The following is a 17,561-nucleotide window of genomic DNA, read 5'->3' on the forward strand; positions in this document are numbered from 1 at the left end:
CCGGCACGGCCGGGCTCCGGCCCCCAGGAGACCGGCCCAAGGCGGCCGCCGCCGGCCCTTCCCGGCGGCCTCAGGCCTCTCGCCTGAGCCCTCCGAAGACCAGCACCACCACGGCGTCGGCCACTTCCCGCGCGCCCATGCCCCGCGCGTCGGGGCGGTACCACTCCACGAGCGAGTTGATCATTCCGAAGACCAGCCGGGTCGCGAGCCGGACCTCCACGTCACCGCGCACGTCCCCGTCCGCGGCCGCGGCCTTCAGGAGGTCGGCGACCCGGTGGTCGAAGTCGCGGCGCCGCTCCAGGGCCCACCGCTCGGTGTCCGTGTTGCCGCGCACCCGCAGGAGCAGCGTCACGTAGGGCAGCTCGGAGGTGAGCACCTCGACCATGCGCCGCACCACGTACTCCAGGCGCTCCACGGCACGCCCCACGCGCGCGTGCTCCTCGTCGAGGATCTCGAAGAGGCCGTCCAGCGCCCGGCTCACCGCGCGCCGCAGCAGCTCCTCCTTGCCCGAGACGTGGTGGTAGATCGAGGACTTGGAGATGCCGGCCGCCCTGGACAGGTGCTCCATGGAAGTGCCGTCGTAGCCGCGCTCGTTGAAGACCTGGACGGCGACGGAGAGCAGCGTCTCGGGGGTGTACGTGTCCCGTTTGGCGGTGGTCACTGGGTGTCCTCCCGCTTCTCGTCGGCGTACGCGTGGCGGTAGAGCGCCAGCGACGGGGCGTAGCGCCCCGAGGGGTCACGCTCGTGCAGTTCGTCCAGGACGTCGTACGACCAGCTCGCGCCGAGCCTGCGGCTCCACTCGAAGGGGCCGAGGGGGTAGTTGACGCCGAGGCGCATCGCGGTGTCGATGTCCTCCTCGGTGGCCACGCCCTTGGCGACCGCGTCGTGGGCGAGGTCGACGATCCGGGCCACCGTGCGGGCGACGATCATGCCGGGGCAGTCCCCGATCACACTGACGTCCTTGCCCAGCGCCTGGAAGAGGCCGACGGCCTCGGAGAGGGTCTGGGGAGCGGTGTCCTGGGCCGTCGACAGGGCGATCCGGGTGGCCTTGCGGTAGTCGAGCGCGAGGTCGAAGTAGACGACGTCACGGAACTCGACCGAGGTCTGGCCGTCGGCGAGGACCAGCTGGCCGCCGCTCGGCAGCACCAGGCGGGTGCCGTTGTCCTCCTCGTCCTCGCGGACCCTGATGCCCGCCTCGCGGATCAGGGCGAGGACGTCGGCGGCGGGACCCAGGTCGCCCTCGGCGACGACGTACGCGGGCGGCTGCTCCTTCTCCGCGGTGTGCGGCTCGGAGGGCTCGGCGCCGTCCCCGTAGTCGTACCAGCCGTGTCCCGTCTTGCGGCCGAGCCGGCCCGACTCGACGAGCCGCCGCTGGGCGAGCGAGGGCGTGAAGCGCACGTCCTGGAAGAAGGACCGCCACACGGAGTGCGTGACGGACTCGTTGACGTCCTGGCCGATCAGGTCGGTGAGCTCGAAGGCGCCCATCCGGAACCCGCCGGACCCGCGCAGGACCGCGTCGATGGTGGCGGGGTCGGCCGCCTGGGACTCGTGGACCGCGAAGGCCTCGGCGTAGAAGGGCCGCGCGATGCGGTTGACGATGAAACCGGGCGTGTCCGCGCAGGCGACGGGCGTCTTGCCCCAGGCGCGGGCCGTCTCGTACGCGCGCGTGGCCGAGGTGACGTCGGTCGCGAACCCGGAGACGACCTCCACGAGGGGCAGCAGCGGCGCCGGGTTGAAGAAGTGCAGCCCGAGGAAGCGGCCCGGGTTGCGCAGTGCGCCGCCGATGGCCGTGACGGACAGCGAGGAGGTGTTGGTGGCCAGCAGGCAGTCGTCCCCGACGACGTCCTCGAGCTCGCCGAACAGCTTCTGTTTGACGTCGAGTTGTTCGAGCACCGCCTCGACGACGAGCGCGCAGTCGGCGAGGTCGGCGAGGCTCGCGGCCGGCTGGAGCCGGGCGCGCGCGGCGTCCCGCTCCGCGGTGGTGAGCCGGTCCTTCGCGACGAGCCGGTCGAGGCGGGCGCCGATCGCTTCGGCCGCCGCCACGGCACGCCCGGGAACGGTGTCGTAGAGCCGTACGGGGTGGCCGGCCACCAGCGCGACCTGGGCGATGCCCTGGCCCATGGTGCCGGTGCCGACGACTGCCACGGGGCTGCTGAGGTCGAGTGCTGTCATGTGCGCGATCCTCCCGCACGCCGTTTTCCACAGATGCGGCGGTCCCCCTTGTCCCGACCGATCGTTCGGTTACTCTAACCCTGACTGTCCATTCCTGCCCAGCTCGCGAGCTCGACGAGGAGCTCTTGAGACAAGGAGTTGGTCCTTGATGGCCGCCGAACCCACCGCGCACCAGTTGATCGCCCAGCACCGGCCCACCCTGGATCAGGCGCTGGAAGCGATCCGCACCCGCGCGTACTGGTCCCCGCACCCCGAGCACCCCAAGGCGTACGGCGAGAACGGCAGCCTGGGCATGGCCGAGGGCAAAGCCGCCTTCGACGCCCTCCTGGGCACCCGCCTCGACCTGGGCCAGCCCGGCACGGACGACTGGGTCGGGGGCGAGGTGTCGCCGTACGGCATCGAGCTGGGCGTCACGTACCCGCACGCGGACATCGACACCCTGCTGCCCGCCATGCGCGCGGGACAGCGCGCCTGGCGCGACGTCGGCGCGGAGATCCGCGCGGTGGTCTGCCTGGAGATCCTCAAGCGGATCAGCGACCGCACCCACGAGTTCGCGCACGCGGTCATGCACACCAGCGGCCAGGCCTTCATGATGGCGTTCCAGGCGGGCGGCCCGCACGCGCAGGACCGCGGTCTGGAGGCGGTGGCCTACGCCTACGCGGAGCAGGTCCGCACCCCCGGCACCGCGGAGTGGAGCAAGCCCCAGGGCAAGCGCGACCCGCTCGCGCTCACCAAGCAGTTCACCCCCGTCCCGCGCGGCATCGCGCTGATGATCGGCTGCAACACCTTCCCGACGTGGAACGGCTATCCGGGCCTGTTCGCCTCGCTGGCCACGGGCAACGCGGTCCTGGTGAAGCCCCACCCGCGCGCGGTGCTCCCGCTCGCGCTCACGGTGCAGGTCGCGCGCGAGGTGCTCGCCGAGGCGGGCTTCGACGCGAACCTGGTGGCGCTGGCCGCCGAGCGTCCCGGCGAGGGCATCGCGAAGACGCTGGCCACCCGCCCCGAGATCCGCATCATCGACTACACCGGCTCCACCGCCTTCGGCGACTGGCTGGAGACCAATGCCCGCCAGGCGCAGGTCTACACGGAGAAGGCCGGCGTCAACACGGTGATCGTGGAGTCGACCGCCGACTACAAGGGGATGCTGTCCAACCTGGCGTTCTCCCTGTCGCTCTACAGCGGCCAGATGTGCACCACCCCGCAGAACCTGCTGATCCCCCGCGAGGGCATCGCGACGGACGAGGGCCACAAGTCCTACGACGAGGTGACCGCGGATCTCGCGAAGTCGGTCGGCGGACTCCTCGGCGACGACGCCCGCGCGAACGCGCTGCTCGGCGCCATCGTGAACCCGGACGTCAAGGCCCGGCTGGAGGCCGCCGCCGGTCTCGGCGAAGTGGCCCTGGCCTCGCGGCAGATCGACAACCCGGAGTTCCCGGGCGCCGTCGTGCGCTCCCCGCTGATCGTGAAGCTCGACGGCGCGCGCAAGTACTGGGAGAACGCCGGCGGCGACGACGAGGCCGCCTACCTGAGCGAGTGCTTCGGCCCGGTCTCCTTCGCCGTCGCGGTCGACTCGGCCGCGGAGGCCGTGGAGCTCCTGCGGCGCACCACCCGGGACAAGGGCGCGATGACCGTCGGCGCGTACACCACCGACGAGGCGTTCGAGCGCGAGGTGCAGGAAGCCTGCCTGGAGGAGTGCGCCCAGCTCTCCCTGAACCTCACGGGCGGGGTCTACGTCAACCAGACGGCAGCGTTCTCGGACTTCCACGGCTCGGGCGGCAACGGCGCGGCCAACGCGGCGCTGTGCGACGGGGCGTTCGTCGCGAACCGCTTCCGGGTGATCGAGGTACGCCGGGAGGCGTGAGCCCCTTGGGGTGTCGTCCGGTCCGGGCGGCACCCCTACGCCGGTGCGCCCTCCGCGGCGCTCCAGTGGAACAGCGTCATGGCCACACTGGTCGCGAGGTTGTAGCTGGAGACCTGGGGGCGCATCGGCAGCGAGACCAGGTGGTCGGCCCGGGAGCGCAGTTCGGCGGACAGCCCGCTGCGCTCCGAGCCGAAGGCGAGCAGGGCGTCGTCGGGGAGCTTCGTCCCCCGGATGTCCTCGCCCTCGGGGTCGAGCGCGAACACCGGGCCCGCCGGCAGTTCGTCCACGGCAAGGCGCTCGACGGCGGTCGCGAAGTGCAGTCCGGCCCCGCCTCGTACGACCGTGGGGTGCCAGGGGTCGAGCGTGCCCGTCGTGACCACCCCGGTCGCTCCGAAGCCCGCCGCGAGCCGGATCACCGCGCCCGCGTTGCCGAGGTTGCGCGGATTGTCGAGGACGACCACGGGCGCGGTGCGCGGCGCCCGGGCCAGCGTCTCCAGGTGGGCGGCGCGTGAGGGACGTACGGCGAGAGCCGCCACCGAGGTGGGATGCGGCCGCGGCACGAGTGCCGTGAACGCCGTCCCGGGGATCTCGGTCAGCAGCCCGTCGAGCGCGGCACGTACGTCGGGGGCGAGTTCCTCGGCCAGTTCGAGCACCGCCGGCCGGTCGGTCGTGACGGCCACCGGGACGCGCGCCCCGAAGCGCACCGCGTGCTTGAGGGCGTGGAAACCGTCGAGCAGGACGGAGTCGTCGCGGAGCTGGCACCAGACGCGTACCGGGTCGTTCATGCGGTGAAGCCTACGTGCCCGGGCTCGGGCTCCTCCGGAGCGCCCGGGACCGGCTCCCGCTGCCCCGGCACCGTACGGTCGCCGCCGGGAAACAGCCGGTCACGCGCGCGTGCGACCCGTCCGCCCAGGCGCCGCAGGAAGGACGTGGGCAGGAACACGGCGTCCGCGGCGATCATCGCGAGGGAGAAGAACGGCAGCCCGAGGACCACGGCGATCACGGCGTGCTCGGTCATCATGACCGCCAGCAGGACGTTCTTGACCCGCCGGTTGAACAGGGTGAAGGGGAAGGCGACCTGCGCGACGACCGTCCCGTACGTCACCAGCATCACGATCGTGCCGTGCGCCGACATGAGGTCGGACAGCGCAGGCCAGGGGGAGAAGGACTCCAGGTGGAGCGGGTAGTAGACGGCGGTGCCGTCCTGCCAGCGCGAGCCCTGGATCTTGTACCAGCCCGCGGTCGCGTAGATCAGACACGCCTCGGCCATGATGATCATCAGGGCGGCGTTGTGCACGAGATTGGCGAGGACGTCCAGCAGGACGCGCGGCTCCACGGTGCGGGCGAGACGGCCGACCGCCCACCACAGGCCCTGCGCCGCCCACAGCCCCCAGAAGACCGTGGCCCAGCCGCCGAAGGCGCCCCCGTCGATCCGTCCCGCGCCCGTCGCCACCGCCAGCACGATCCCGAGCCCCGCCCACAGCACCGGGCCCACCCGGTCGGGCCCGGGCCGCTCGCCCCGCGCGTGCGCCTCGCGGGCGAGCCGGTCCCGCCGCGCGTCGAGGGACCACACCTGGGCGCAGCGGGTGAACACCAGGTAGATCGCCATCAGGTGGAGGACGTTGTCCCCGCCGTCCCCGATGAAGACGCTGCGGTTCTGCAGGGACAGCACGCCGATCATGAACAGCACGGACACCGCGCGGGTCCGCCACCCCACCAGCAGCAGGGCGGCGGCGAGGGCGGCGACGGCGTAGACCGTCTCGAACCACACCTGGCCGTCGGACCACAGCAGGACCGTGAAGGCGTGGTTGTTCGCGACGAGCTGCCGGGCGAGGTCCCAGCTCCAGGGGGCGTCGGGCCCGTACATCTCCTGGCGGTGGGGGTACTCGCGCAGCAGGAACAGCAGCCAGGTGGCGGCGAAGCCGATACGGATCACGGCGCTCTGGTACGGGCCGAGTGCGGACTCGGTGACCCGGGCGATGCCGCGCGCGATCGTCGGAGCGAGTCGGTTCATCGGGCGCTCGCCTCCGTCAGCCCGTCCGCGCGGTCGCTCCCGGGAACGGACCACCAGGGCAGTTCCCGGACGACGGGCCGGTCGGACACCTTCTCGTCGCTCCACCGGGGAGGCGGCACGTCGGTGGTGAGGGAGCGGAACTGGACGCGTTCGACGACGGCTCCCTCGCCGCCCGCGTGCTCGCGGTCGAGACGCAGCACACCGATACGGCGCAGATAGCGCTCCGCGAGGTCGCCGCGCAGGCCCACGGGACGGTTCTCGTCTTCGTGCGTGGCGACGTAGAAGTCCCAGGCGCGGCGCAGTTCGTTCTGCTGGGTGTGGCTCGGCAGCGGATTTCCGTCGATGGCCCGTCCGTCGAGCGCCGACAGGCCGTACCAGCCGGTCTCTTGGCTGATGCCGTCCTCCGTCCGCACCATGGCCCGGACCTGGACCGCGATGTCCTGCTGCAGCGGGTTGGGGGCGAAGAGCTTCCAGTTCTGCTCGAACTCGGGGTAGATCCATTCGTCGATCGCACGACCGTGCTGCTTGGTCACCGTGTTCGAGGGCGAGACGTGCAGGAAGACCATGCCGAGGTGCACACAGGCCCCGACGGCCACGAGGGCCAGGGCGAGGGCCGCGACGATCTGAGGCCCCAAGGACAGGGCCGCGAGGCCGACGGGGGCCGCGTCCTTCGGCCGGGCGGCTTCTCCGGGGTGTTCCGGGGCGGCCGTCGCACCGGACCCGGCCCCGTCGAGGCCCGCGGGCGCGGCCTTCTGGGACACGGCCTCCACGCGCTCGGGAAGAGTCACCGCCTCGGAACCGGCCGGCCCGGAAACCTCGGACACCCCCGCGTCCTCCTCGCCCGCACCCGCGACCGGTCCGGTCACCTCGGGCTCCGGGCGGGACACCGCCCCGGCCCCGGAAGTCCCGGGCCCCGGAAGCACCACCGCATCGGGGCCGGCCGTCTCGGACTCAGCAGAGGCCGCCGCCTCGGGCCCGGTCGCCCCGGACTCCACCGAAGCCACCACATCGGCCCCGATCGCCCCGGACTCCGAAGAGACCACCTCCTCGGTCCCGGTCACCCCGGGCTCCCCGGAAGCCGCCCCCTCGGGCTCACCGTGGCCGGGCTCCGGGGAGACCTCCGCCCCGGTCCGCGGACCGTCGGCCGGCCGCGGGCCGGGCAACGCCGTACCGCCGGTGGCACCACCGGGCGCGCCCCTCTCGGGCGCGACCGAACCCGGCTCCCGTTCAGAGCCCTCGTTCCTCGCGTCCATCCCGCCCCGATTCACGATCCCGAATCCGATTGCCGGCCGCCGGCCGCCGGACTGCGGGCACCGTACCGCCACGCCGCACCGCGCCACGACGTACGCAAGCGAACCGTAATCAGAGCCGGCGCTCCGGCACGGCTCCCGATGCCACGACGGCCGCACCGACGCCCACGAGGTTATCCACAGCGGTTGACACCGAACGGTGCCCGACCGACCATTGTTGCGAATGGACCGAACGATCGGTCGGTCGGGAGCGAGAGGTCGAGGGGGACCGCATGGCGACAGCATCAGCGCACCACACGGCCCGCACACAAGCGGACGAAGCCGCCGACGAAGCGGCGCGGACAGCCGCGTACGAGGTCGTCTTCGACGCCGCGGTGGCGGCCGACGAGCGCATCGAACCGCGCGACTGGATGCCCGAGGCCTATCGCTCCACCCTGGTCCGCCAGATCGCGCAGCACGCCCACTCCGAGATCATCGGCATGCAGCCGGAGGCCAACTGGATCACGCGCGCGCCCTCGCTGCGTCGCAAGGCGATCCTGATGGCGAAGGTCCAGGACGAGGCGGGACACGGCCTGTACCTGTACAGCGCGGCCGAGACGCTCGGCGTCAGCCGCGACGAACTGCTGGACAAGCTGCACTCCGGCCGCCAGAAGTACTCGTCGATCTTCAACTACCCGACGCTGACCTGGGCGGACGTCGGCGCCATCGGCTGGCTCGTGGACGGCGCGGCGATCACCAACCAGGTCCCCCTGTGCCGCTGCTCGTACGGCCCGTACGCGCGCGCCATGATCCGCGTGTGCAAGGAGGAGTCCTTCCACCAGCGCCAGGGGTACGAACTGCTGCTGGCCCTGAGCCAGGGCACCCCCGAACAGCACGCGATGGCACAGGACGCGGTCGACCGCTGGTGGTGGCCCTCCCTGATGATGTTCGGCCCGCCCGACGACGAGTCCTCGCACTCCGCCCAGTCGATGGCGTGGAAGATCAAGCGCCACTCCAACGACGAGCTGCGCCAGCGCTTCGTCGACATCTGCGTCCCCCAGGCCGAATCGCTCGGCCTGACCCTGCCCGACCCCGACCTCGTATGGAACGAGGAGCGCGGACACCACGACTTCGGCGCCATCGACTGGACGGAGTTCTGGGAGGTCCTCAAGGGCAACGGCCCTTGCAACGACCAGCGGATAACCCAGCGCCGCCGCGCCCACGAGGAGGGCGCGTGGGTGCGGGAAGCCGCCGCGGCGTACGCGGACAAGCACACGAGCCAGGCCGTCGGCTCGACGAGCACGACCGGTGAGACAGGAGCGACCCGAGCATGACGAACACCGACTGGCCGCTGTGGGAGGTCTTCGTGCGCTCGCGCCGGGGACTCTCGCACACCCACGCCGGCAGCCTGCACGCGCCGGACGCCGAGCTGGCGCTGCGCAACGCCCGCGATCTGTACACGCGCCGCGGCGAGGGTGTCTCCATCTGGGTCGTCCCCTCCGCCGCCGTGACGGCCTCCTCTCCCGACGAGAAGGACCCGTTCTTCGAGCCGTCCGCGGACAAGCCCTACCGGCACCCGACGTTCTACGAGATCCCGGAAGGGGTGAAGCACCTGTGACCCTCACCGTGAACACCGCGGCCGCCCTGGCCCTCGCCGACGACGCGCTGGTGCTCTCGCACCGGCTGGGGGAGTGGGCCGGCCACGCGCCCGTCCTCGAAGAGGAAGTCGCCCTGGCCAACATCGCCCTGGACCTGCTCGGCCAGGCCCGGGTCCTGCTGTCCATGGCCGGCGACGAGGACGAGCTGGCGTACCTCCGCGAGGAGCGCTCCTTCCGCAACCTCCAGCTGGTCGAGCAGCCGAACGGCGACTTCGCGCACACCATCGCCCGGCAGCTCTACTTCTCGACCTATCAGCGGCTTCTCTACACACAACTGGCTTCTGGGGAGAGCGAGTTCGCTCCCCTGGCCGCCAAGGCCGTCAAAGAGGTCGCCTACCACCAGGACCACGCCGAGCAGTGGACGCTGCGCCTCGGCGACGGCACGGACGAGAGCCACGAGCGGATGGACCGGGCGTGCCGGGCCCTGTGGCGCTTCACCGGCGAGATGTTCCAGCCGCTCGACGGCGTCGACATCGACTGGGACGGTCTCCGGGCCGCCTGGACGCAGTCCGTGGAAGCCGTCCTCCGCCGGGCCACGCTGACCGTCCCCGAGGGCCCGCGGACCGGGGCCTGGACGGCCGGCGCGGGACGCCAGGGCCTGCACACCGAGCCCTTCGGGCGGATGCTCGCGGAGATGCAGCACCTGCACCGCAGCCACCCGGGGGCGTCATGGTGACGGCCACCGCCCTGGAGGAGGAGCTGCGTCGGCTGGCGGGCTCCGTGCCCGACCCCGAGCTGCCCGTTCTCACCCTGGACGACCTCGGCGTGCTGCGCGCCGTCCACGTCCGCGGCGCGGACAGCGTCGAGGTCGAACTGACCCCGACCTACACCGGCTGCCCGGCCGTCGAGGCCATGTCCATGGACATCGAGCGGGTGCTCCACGAGCACGGCATACGCGAGGTGTCGGTGCGCACGGTGCTCAGCCCCGCCTGGTCGACCGACGACATCTCCGACGAAGGCCGCCGCAAACTGCGGGAGTTCGGGATAGCCCCGCCCCGCGGCAACCGTCCCGCCGGACCCGTGGCCCTCGACCTGGGGCCGACCCGTACGGTCGCGGCGGAGCCGGAACCCGTCCGCTGCCCGGCCTGCGGATCGGCCGACACCGAGCTGCTCAGCCGCTTCTCCTCCACCGCGTGCAAGGCGCTGCGCCGCTGTCTGTCCTGCCGCGAACCGTTCGACCACTTCAAGGAGCTGTGATGGCCCGCTTCCACCCGCTCACGGTGGCCGCGGTCGACCGGATCACCGACGACTCCGTGGCCCTGACCCTCGCGGTGCCCGCGGAACTGCGCGAGGACTACCGGCACGCCGCCGGCCAGCACCTGGCGCTGCGCCGCACGGTCGACGGCGCGGAGATCCGCCGCACGTACTCCATCTGTTCACCGGCGCCCGCCCCCGAGGACGAGGCACCGCGCACCCTGAGGGTCGGTGTGCGCCTGGTCGACGGAGGCGCGTTCTCGACGTACGCGCTCAAGGAGATCGCCGTCGGCGACGAGGTGGAGGTGATGATCCCGGCGGGACGCTTCACCCTGGAGCCCTCGCCCGGCCTGTACGCGGCGGTGGTGGGCGGCAGCGGGATCACCCCGGTGCTGTCGATCGCCTCGACCCTGCTGGCGCGGGAGCCGGACGCGAGCTTCTGCCTGATCCGCAGCGACCGCACGTCCGCCTCGACGATGTTCCTGGAGGAGGTCGCCGACCTCAAGGACCGCTATCCGCAGCGGTTCCAGCTGGTGACCGTCCTCTCCCGGGAGGAGCAGCAGGCGGGACTGCCGTCCGGCCGGCTCGACGAGGAGCGGCTGACCGGTCTGCTTCCGGCGCTGCTGCCCGTGGACCGGGTGGCGGGATGGTTCCTGTGCGGGCCGATGGGGCTCGTGCAGGGCACCGAGCGGGCGCTTCGCGGACTCGGGGTGTCCCGGACGCGCATCCACGAGGAGATCTTCCACGTGGACGCCGGCACCACCGTCCCTTCCGCCGTACCGGCTCCGGCGCACAGCACGGTCACCGCACGGCTCGACGGACGCGGCGGCACCTGGCCCGTCCAGGACGGCGAGTCGCTGCTGGACGCGGTCCTGCGCAACCGTCCGGACGCGCCGTACGCCTGCAAGGGCGGCGTGTGCGGCACCTGCCGGGCGTTCCTCGTCTCGGGCGAGGTGCGGATGGACCGCAACTTCGCGCTGGAACCGGAGGAGACGGAGGCCGGGTACGTACTGGCCTGCCAGTCCCATCCCGCCACGGAGAAGGTCGAGTTGGACTTCGACCGCTGAGCCGGACTCCGGCCGGCGAGTCCGGCTCCGGCCGTCGGGAAGGAGTGACCGATCGTCGGCCGTTCCCTTCTCATAGAACCTGTTCTATCTTGACGCACCGTCAGATCAGGCTTTCCGTCTGGTCGTTGGTCCGGTGCGTGCGTGGAAGGACGGGATCGTGGACTTCACCTTCACCGAGGAGCAGCAGGCGGCGGCCGAGGCGGCGCGGGGGGTGTTCGCCGGGGTCTCCCCCGACGGGGTGCCCAGCCCGGCGGACACCACGGGCGCCGTCGCCGAGGACTTCGACCGGACCCTGTGGGCGAGGCTCGCCGACGCGGACCTGCTGAGCCTGCTGCTCGACGAGGAGTCCGGAGGGGCGGGCCTCGACGCGATCGCGCTGTGTCTCGTCCTGCGGGAGTCGGCGAAGGTGCTGGCACGGGTGCCGCTGCTGGAGAACAGCGCGGCGACGGCCGCCGTGCAGCGCTACGGCGGCAAGGAAGCGAAAGCGGAGCTGACGGCGCGGTCCGGCAGGGGCGAACTCGTGCTGACCGTCGCGGCCAACGGCAGGACCGGTCACGACCCGGCCGGGCGCGCCGTGACCGCGCGGCGGGACGGCGCGGGCTGGGTCCTCGACGGCGTGCAGACGGCGATCCCCTGGGCCCTGGACGCAGACTTCACCGTCGTGCCCGCGCACACGGACGCCGACCGGACCGTCCTCGCGCTGGTTCCCCGCGACCACGAAGGGGCCGTTCTCGCCGAGCAGATCTCCACGACCGGTGAGCGGCTGGGCGAACTGCGGCTGGAGTCCGCGCGGATCGCCGACCGGCATGTCATCGACGCGCCGGGGGCGTGGGAGTGGCTGCGTGACCTGCTCGCCACCGGCACCTGTGCGCTGGCGCTCGGGCTCGGGGAGGAAGTGCTCCGGATGACGAGCGCGTACACGAGCCGGCGGGAGCAGTTCGGATTCCCCGTCGCCACGTTCCAGGCGGTCGCCGTTCAGGCCGCCGACCGCTACATCGACCTGCGCGCGATGGAGGCGACGCTGTGGCAGGCCGCGTGGCGGATCGGCACGGGAGCCGACGGCGCGCTCCCGGCCGCCGGTGATGTGGCCGTCGCCAAGATCTGGGCCTCGGAAGGGGTCCGCAGGGTCGTGCAGACCGCCCAGCACCTGCACGGAGGGTTCGGCGCCGACACCGAGTACGCCCTGCACCGGTACCACGCCTGGGCCAAGCACCTGGAACTGTCACTGGGCCCGGCGTCGGCACACGAGGAAGCCCTGGGCGACCTGCTGGCGGCCCACTCCCTGGGGTGACGGGACCGCCCCCTCCAGGCAACGCCGTTCCCCGGGCGGGCGGGCCGGTCCCGCGGCGCCCCGGGGCGGACGGGCCCCGGCTACAGCACGAAGCCGGGCTCGCCCTTGCCGTTCACGACCGGGCGGCCCGCCGCCTCCCAGGTCTGCATGCCGCCCTCGACGTTCGCGGCGTCGATGCCCTGCTGCACCAGGTACATGGTGACCTGGGCCGAACGCCCGCCGGAGCGGCAGATCACGTTGACCCGGCCGTCCTGCGGGGCCGCCTCGGTCAGCTCGCCGAACCGGGCGACGAAGTCGCTCATGGGGATGTGCAGCGCCCCCTGGGCGTGACCTGCCTCCCACTCGTCGTCCTCCCGGACGTCCAGCAGGAAGTCGTCGGCCGCGAGACCGCCGACCCCGACCGTAGGCACACCAGCTCCGAAACTCATGCTTACGACGCTACCCGACCGAGCCGGCGAAGCTCAGGGAGCCTGGGCGATCAGCGCCGCCAGTTCGTGCTCGCGCTCACCGACCTGCGTCAGCAGCTGCTCGGCGATCTCGTCCAGGAGCCTGTCCGGGTCCTCCGGGGCCAGCTTGAGCATGGCGCCGATGGCGCTCTCCTCCAGCTCGCGGGCGACGAGGGTGAGCATCTCCTTGCGCTCGGAGAGCCATTCGAGGCGGGCGTAGAGCTCTTCGCTGGCGCTCGGCTTCCACTCCACGGGCGCGGGACCGGCGGCCCACTCCGCGGCCAGCTCCCGCAGCAACGCCTCGTCGCCCCTGGCGTACGCGATGTTCACCCGGGCGATGAACTCGTCACGCCGCTTGCGCTCGTCGTCGTCCTGCGCGAGGTCCGGGTGGGCCTTGCGGACCAGCTCGCGGAAGAGCTTGCGGACCTCCTCGCTGGGACGCACGCGCTGCGGGGGCCGTACGGGCTGGTCCGTGAGCATGGCCACGGCCTCGGGGAACAGTCCTTCCGAGTCCATCCAGCCGTGGAACAGCTCCTCGACGCCGGGCATGGGCATGACCCGGGCCCGTGCCTCGTGCGCCTTGAACACGTCCTCGGGGTCACCGGTGATCGCGGCACGCGCCTCGGCGATCTGGGCGTCCAGCTCGTCGAGCCGGGAGTACATGGGACCGAGCTTCTGGTGGTGCAGCCGGGAGAAGTTCTCGACCTCGACGCGGAAGGTCTCCACGGCGATCTCGAACTCGATCAGCGCCTGCTCGGCCGCCCGCACGGCCCGTTCGAGGCGTGCCTCGGGCCGGTCGTCCCCACCCGGAGCCGGGCTCTGTCCATCATCGGCCCGGGCCTCGCCCTGCTCCGCCGGGGAACCGGCAAGGCCGTCGGAAGAGGCGCCGGAAGGCGCGTCGGCGCTCTCCGCGTCCGTGACGCGGCCGTCGTCGCCGGGGGAGGCGTGGGGAGTCCCGCCCTCCGGCGCGCCGGAGTGTTCCCCGGCCCCCTCGAAGGCGGGCTCGGGCTGGCTCTGATCGGCTTCCGGGGTCGTCACCCGACCAGCGTAGGCCACACTCCCCCGGGGCTCACTGTCCTCCCCGTCCCGACGGCCGCCTGACCGGCCACAACGACCCCATTGCCCCCAACCACCCCGATCATCCCAACCCCCGCGACCGGCGCCGTACCACCCCGCGCCGGCACCGGACCGGCGGCGCCCCGGGGTCACACCCCCGGTTCGGAAGCTATCCGTCCGTTTCGGACCGCCGCCGTCAGGGCCGCGTGGTCCGCTTCCGTGCGGTCCGCGTAGACGACGGCGAAGGAGGCGACGGCCTCGTCCAGTTCCTCGCCCTTGCCGCAGTACCCGGCTATCAGGCGCGGGTCGGCGCTGTGGCTGTGGGCGCGTGCCAGCAGGGCGCCGGTCATACGGCCGTAGTCGTCGATGTGGTCGGCGGCCAGTGCGGCGGGGTCGACACTGCCCTTGCGGTTGCGGAACTGGCGTACCTGGTAGGGGAGGCCCTCGACCGAGGTCCAGCCGAGAAGGATGTCGCTGACGACCTGCATGCGCTTCTGGCCGAGGACGACCCGGCGGCCCTCGTGGGCCACCTCGGGCGCCGGACGGCCGATGGTCGCCAGGTGCGGGAGCAGAGCAGAGGCACGGGCCTCCTTGACCTGGAGGACCAGGGCTTCGCCGCGGTGGTCCAGGAGCAGCACGACGTACGAGCGGGTACCGACGCTGCCGGTGCCGACGACCCGGAAGGCGACGTCGTGCACCGCGTAGCGGGCGAGCAGGGGGAGGCGGTCCTCGGAGAGCGTCGTCAGATAGTGCTCCAGGGACGCCGCGACCGCGGCCGCCTCCTCGTCGGGAACGCGGCGCAGCACGGGTGCCGCGTCGACGAAGCGACGGCCGCCGCCCTCCACGGCCTCCGTCGACCTGGCCGCGAACCGTCCGCTGGTGTTGGCCCGCGCCTTCTCCGAGACCCGCTCCAGGGTGCCGAGGAGGTCATGGGCGTCGGTGTGCGAGACGAGTTCCTCGTCGGCGATGGCGTTCCAGGCGTCCAGCACCGGCAGCTTGGCCAGCAGGCGCATGGTGCGGCGGTAGGCGCCGACACAGTCGCGCGCGGCGTCGCGGCAGGTGTCCTCGTCGGCGCCGGCTTCCCGGCCCGCGAGCACGAGCGAGGTGGCGAGCCGCTTGAGGTCCCATTCCCAGGGGCCGTGCACCGTCTCGTCGAAGTCGTTCAGGTCGATGACCAGGCCACCGCGCGCGTCCCCGTACAGGCCGAAGTTCGCCGCGTGGGCGTCACCGCAGATCTGGGCGCTGACGCCGGTCATCGGGGTGCGGGCGAGGTCGTACGCCATGAGGCCGGCGCTGCCGCGCAGGAACGCGAAGGGCGTGGCCGCCATCCTGCCGACCCGTATCGGGGTGAGCCCGGGAATGCGGCCCCGGTTGGACTCCTCGACCGCGGTCACGGCGTCCGGCCGGTCGGCGTCCACCAGGAACTCGGCGTGCGCCTCGCGCGGCACCCGCCCGCGCAGGGCCTTCCCCTCCTCCTTGGGCGAGCCCTTGACCGGCCAGGCGGCGAAGCCCGGAACCGCGAACCCCCGGCCGACGGACGCCTCGGCCGCCGACCGCTCCCCGGCCGCCGGTCCCGCCTCCACGGACGCCCCGCCGGCGGACGAAGACGGCCGCGGGGGCTCCGGCACGAACGCGCCCCCTCCCTGCCCGCCACCGCTGTCCCGCCGCACCGGCCCGGCCTGCTCGACCAGCCCGGCCGCTCCGCCCGGCGTCGGCCGCCGTTCCGCCCCCGCTGTACCGACCTCGGCCATCACGACCGCCTCCCCCGCGCACGAACATCAATTCGTGCTGACCGTACAGCCGGCCGGGAAAACGCGTCAGACCCTGTGGACAACTCCACAGGGTCCCGGGAGAACCGCCACGACATCACCCGCGCCCACCGTCCGACCGGCGGCGACGCACCTCGGCGCACCACGCCACGACGCGCCCCACCGCGCCCCGCTACCGCACCCGGCAGGGCCCGCCCTCCGGCAGGTACCGCTCCGCCCAGGAACCCAGCTCCTTGAGGGCTGGTTCCAGCGCCGCGCCCGCCTCCGTCAGGGCGTAGCAGACCCGCAGCGGCGGGCCCTCGTCGACGTTGCGCACGACCAGGCCGGCCACGCCGAGTTCGGTGAGCCGGTCCGAGAGCATCCGCTCGCTGATGCCGGGGATCGCTCTGCGCAGATCGGCGAAGTGGACGGGGTGCTGCATCAGGACCGCGATGACGAGGCCCGTCCATCGTTTTCCGAGCAGCGTGAAGACACGGGTCATGCCGTCGTCGACCTTCTGGCACGGCCCCGCGTCGCGGCTTCCCGGTTCTGGCATGAGCCCAGGGTACTGCGCCCTCGCAAGGGGATGAAAAAAAGTAAGTGGCTGTGTTATCTCTAGTTAGGCACGAAAGAGAAGCCACCCGGCGACTCGGCTCCCTGCGACAGCCCTGCCCCGATCCGGTTCACGACCCGCACCCGCGACCCGCCCCACCCGGAGCTCCGACGTCCGCCCGGACCGCCCCCGCCCCTCAAGGGCCCCGGGGCCGGCCCGCCCCGGGCTCCGAATCACCACCCCGTACATCCCTCACACCCCTCACACCCTCTTTCATCTGGAGATCACCATGGCCACCCTCCTCCACATCGACTCGTCCGCCTCTCCCGACGGCTCCTCCGTCTCGCGCGCCGTGACGGACGCCTTCCGCGCGGCCTGGGAGGAGCAGCACCCCGACGGCACGGTCGTCCACCGCGACCTCGCCGCGCACCCTGTGCCGCACATCACCGCCGATGCCCACAGCGCCGGTTTCGCCGCCCCTGAGACGCACACCCCCGGGCAGGCCGAGGCCTTCGCCGCGCGTCTGGAGCTGATCGAGGAGGTGGAGAACGCGGACGCGATCCTGATCGGCGCCCCCATGTACAACTTGTCCGTCCCCTCGACCCTCAAGGCATGGCTGGACAACGTCATCCTCGTCGGGCGCACCGCCATGACCGAGGACGCGAAGACCAAGGGCACCCCGGTCACCGTCGTCGCCAGCCGCGGCGGCTCGTACGCGCCGGGCACTCCGCGCGAGGGCTTCGAGTACGTGCAGAACTACCTGCAGGCCGTGCTGGGCGACATGCTCGCCCTCGACGTCGAATTCATCGTCCCGGAGCTCACCATGGCCCCGCACAACCCGGCGATGTCCGACCTGGTCCCGCTCTTCGAGGCGTCCCGGAGCAAGGCCCTCGACGACGCGGCGACCCGGGCCAAGAAGGTCGCGGCGCGTCTCGCCGCCTGATCACGGCCCCCGGCGCCCGCCGCACCACCCACCGGCACACGGCACGGCGGCACACGTCCCCCGCAGGACCGGACGCACAGCCCCGCAGGACCGCCCCCGGCCCTGCGGGGCTCCGTCCCGTCCGGGAGCTCCAGGTCCGCGAACGGCCGTTCACCGGCCGCCGACCCCCCGAGTACCCGCCAACTCCGCACCACTTGCGTGAGAGCATCGTCACACTTCACAGCGCCCCCGGCCGCCCGCACGACCCATGACGACCGGCACCACCCGGCGTACGCCATCGCGCGAGAACCGGGGAAAGCCGGCGGAGGCCCCCGTGGAGGAGAGCACCG

The 17,561-nt window shown here is 72.5% G+C and carries 17 protein-coding genes; 8 read left to right on the top strand and 9 right to left on the bottom strand.

The genetic code is table 11. The features are described from left to right. Nucleotides 1-70 precede the first annotated feature (70 nt). A complete protein-coding gene (locus ACFW6B_RS22635) occupies nucleotides 71-661 on the bottom strand; it encodes a TetR/AcrR family transcriptional regulator (RefSeq protein ID WP_386598312.1) in 591 nt (196 codons plus the stop codon). Then, complete coding sequence (locus ACFW6B_RS22640; RefSeq protein ID WP_386598313.1) at nucleotides 658-2,172, bottom strand: 3-hydroxyacyl-CoA dehydrogenase; 1,515 nt, start codon at nucleotides 2,170-2,172, stop codon at nucleotides 658-660. Before ACFW6B_RS22640 ends, ACFW6B_RS22635 begins: the two co-directional genes overlap by 4 nt. A gap of 148 nt (nucleotides 2,173-2,320) precedes the next feature. Between ACFW6B_RS22640 and paaN the strand changes: the two genes are divergently transcribed. Then, entirely contained in the window at nucleotides 2,321-4,033 is a 1,713-nt protein-coding gene (gene paaN / locus ACFW6B_RS22645; protein ID WP_386598314.1) for a phenylacetic acid degradation protein PaaN, read from the top strand. Between the two features lie 35 nt (nucleotides 4,034-4,068). Here the strand turns inward: paaN and ACFW6B_RS22650 are convergent, their stop codons facing one another. From ACFW6B_RS22650 to ACFW6B_RS22660, 3 genes are read right to left on the bottom strand one after another with little or no spacing between them, the layout of a single operon-like run. Further along, the gene (locus ACFW6B_RS22650; RefSeq protein ID WP_386598315.1) at nucleotides 4,069-4,818 is read right to left on the bottom strand and encodes a TrmH family RNA methyltransferase; all 750 of its coding nucleotides are present in this window, start codon (nucleotides 4,816-4,818) and stop codon (nucleotides 4,069-4,071) included. Further along, complete coding sequence (locus ACFW6B_RS22655) at nucleotides 4,815-6,047, bottom strand: HTTM domain-containing protein (RefSeq protein WP_386598317.1); 1,233 nt, start codon at nucleotides 6,045-6,047, stop codon at nucleotides 4,815-4,817. The genes ACFW6B_RS22650 and ACFW6B_RS22655 overlap by 4 nt, the downstream gene beginning before the upstream one ends. Then, nucleotides 6,044-7,108 carry a DUF5819 family protein gene (locus tag ACFW6B_RS22660; RefSeq protein WP_386598318.1) on the bottom strand — a complete coding sequence of 355 codons (1,065 nt, stop codon included), beginning with the start codon at nucleotides 7,106-7,108 and terminating at the stop codon, nucleotides 6,044-6,046. The genes ACFW6B_RS22655 and ACFW6B_RS22660 overlap by 4 nt, the downstream gene beginning before the upstream one ends. Nucleotides 7,109-7,569: 461 nt before the next feature. Between ACFW6B_RS22660 and paaA the strand changes: the two genes are divergently transcribed. From paaA to ACFW6B_RS22690, 6 genes are all read left to right on the top strand, one after another. Further along, a complete protein-coding gene (gene paaA / locus ACFW6B_RS22665; protein WP_386598319.1) occupies nucleotides 7,570-8,610 on the top strand; it encodes a 1,2-phenylacetyl-CoA epoxidase subunit PaaA in 1,041 nt (346 codons plus the stop codon). Continuing rightward, nucleotides 8,607-8,894, top strand: coding sequence for a 1,2-phenylacetyl-CoA epoxidase subunit PaaB (paaB, locus tag ACFW6B_RS22670; protein WP_164372737.1), 288 nt, complete (start codon nucleotides 8,607-8,609; stop codon nucleotides 8,892-8,894). The genes paaA and paaB overlap by 4 nt, the downstream gene beginning before the upstream one ends. Then, nucleotides 8,891-9,610 (top strand): 1,2-phenylacetyl-CoA epoxidase subunit PaaC, encoded by a 720-nt coding sequence (gene paaC / locus ACFW6B_RS22675; protein WP_386598320.1) that lies wholly within the window; start codon nucleotides 8,891-8,893, stop codon nucleotides 9,608-9,610. The genes paaB and paaC overlap by 4 nt, the downstream gene beginning before the upstream one ends. Further along, nucleotides 9,604-10,131, top strand: coding sequence for a 1,2-phenylacetyl-CoA epoxidase subunit PaaD (paaD, locus tag ACFW6B_RS22680; RefSeq protein ID WP_386598321.1), 528 nt, complete (start codon nucleotides 9,604-9,606; stop codon nucleotides 10,129-10,131). Before paaC ends, paaD begins: the two co-directional genes overlap by 7 nt. Continuing rightward, nucleotides 10,131-11,195: a 2Fe-2S iron-sulfur cluster-binding protein gene (locus ACFW6B_RS22685; protein ID WP_386598323.1), complete on the top strand. Its 1,065-nt coding sequence runs from the start codon at nucleotides 10,131-10,133 to the stop codon at nucleotides 11,193-11,195. The genes paaD and ACFW6B_RS22685 overlap by 1 nt, the downstream gene beginning before the upstream one ends. A gap of 157 nt (nucleotides 11,196-11,352) precedes the next feature. Beyond that, nucleotides 11,353-12,486 (top strand): acyl-CoA dehydrogenase family protein, encoded by a 1,134-nt coding sequence (locus tag ACFW6B_RS22690; protein WP_386598324.1) that lies wholly within the window; start codon nucleotides 11,353-11,355, stop codon nucleotides 12,484-12,486. A gap of 80 nt (nucleotides 12,487-12,566) precedes the next feature. Here ACFW6B_RS22690 and ACFW6B_RS22695 read toward each other — a convergent pair whose 3' ends face one another. The 4 genes from ACFW6B_RS22695 to ACFW6B_RS22710 all read right to left on the bottom strand — a co-directional run bounded on the left by ACFW6B_RS22695 (nucleotide 12,567) and on the right by ACFW6B_RS22710 (nucleotide 16,292). Beyond that, a complete protein-coding gene (locus ACFW6B_RS22695; protein ID WP_386598325.1) occupies nucleotides 12,567-12,914 on the bottom strand; it encodes a rhodanese-like domain-containing protein in 348 nt (115 codons plus the stop codon). A gap of 33 nt (nucleotides 12,915-12,947) precedes the next feature. After that, nucleotides 12,948-13,970 carry a hypothetical protein gene (locus ACFW6B_RS22700; protein WP_386598326.1) on the bottom strand — a complete coding sequence of 341 codons (1,023 nt, stop codon included), beginning with the start codon at nucleotides 13,968-13,970 and terminating at the stop codon, nucleotides 12,948-12,950. A gap of 167 nt (nucleotides 13,971-14,137) precedes the next feature. Then, complete coding sequence (locus ACFW6B_RS22705) at nucleotides 14,138-15,739, bottom strand: DUF2252 domain-containing protein (protein WP_386598328.1); 1,602 nt, start codon at nucleotides 15,737-15,739, stop codon at nucleotides 14,138-14,140. A gap of 190 nt (nucleotides 15,740-15,929) precedes the next feature. After that, complete coding sequence (locus ACFW6B_RS22710) at nucleotides 15,930-16,292, bottom strand: winged helix-turn-helix transcriptional regulator (protein WP_386598329.1); 363 nt, start codon at nucleotides 16,290-16,292, stop codon at nucleotides 15,930-15,932. Nucleotides 16,293-16,578: 286 nt separating this feature from the next. Between ACFW6B_RS22710 and ACFW6B_RS22715 the strand changes: the two genes are divergently transcribed. Then, a complete protein-coding gene (locus ACFW6B_RS22715; protein WP_386598330.1) occupies nucleotides 16,579-17,232 on the top strand; it encodes an FMN-dependent NADH-azoreductase in 654 nt (217 codons plus the stop codon). Nucleotides 17,233-17,561 lie beyond the last annotated feature (329 nt).

The sequence above is a fragment of the Streptomyces sp. NPDC058751 genome (genome assembly GCF_042746485.1).
In the GTDB taxonomy this organism is placed as follows: domain Bacteria; phylum Actinomycetota; class Actinomycetes; order Streptomycetales; family Streptomycetaceae; genus Streptomyces.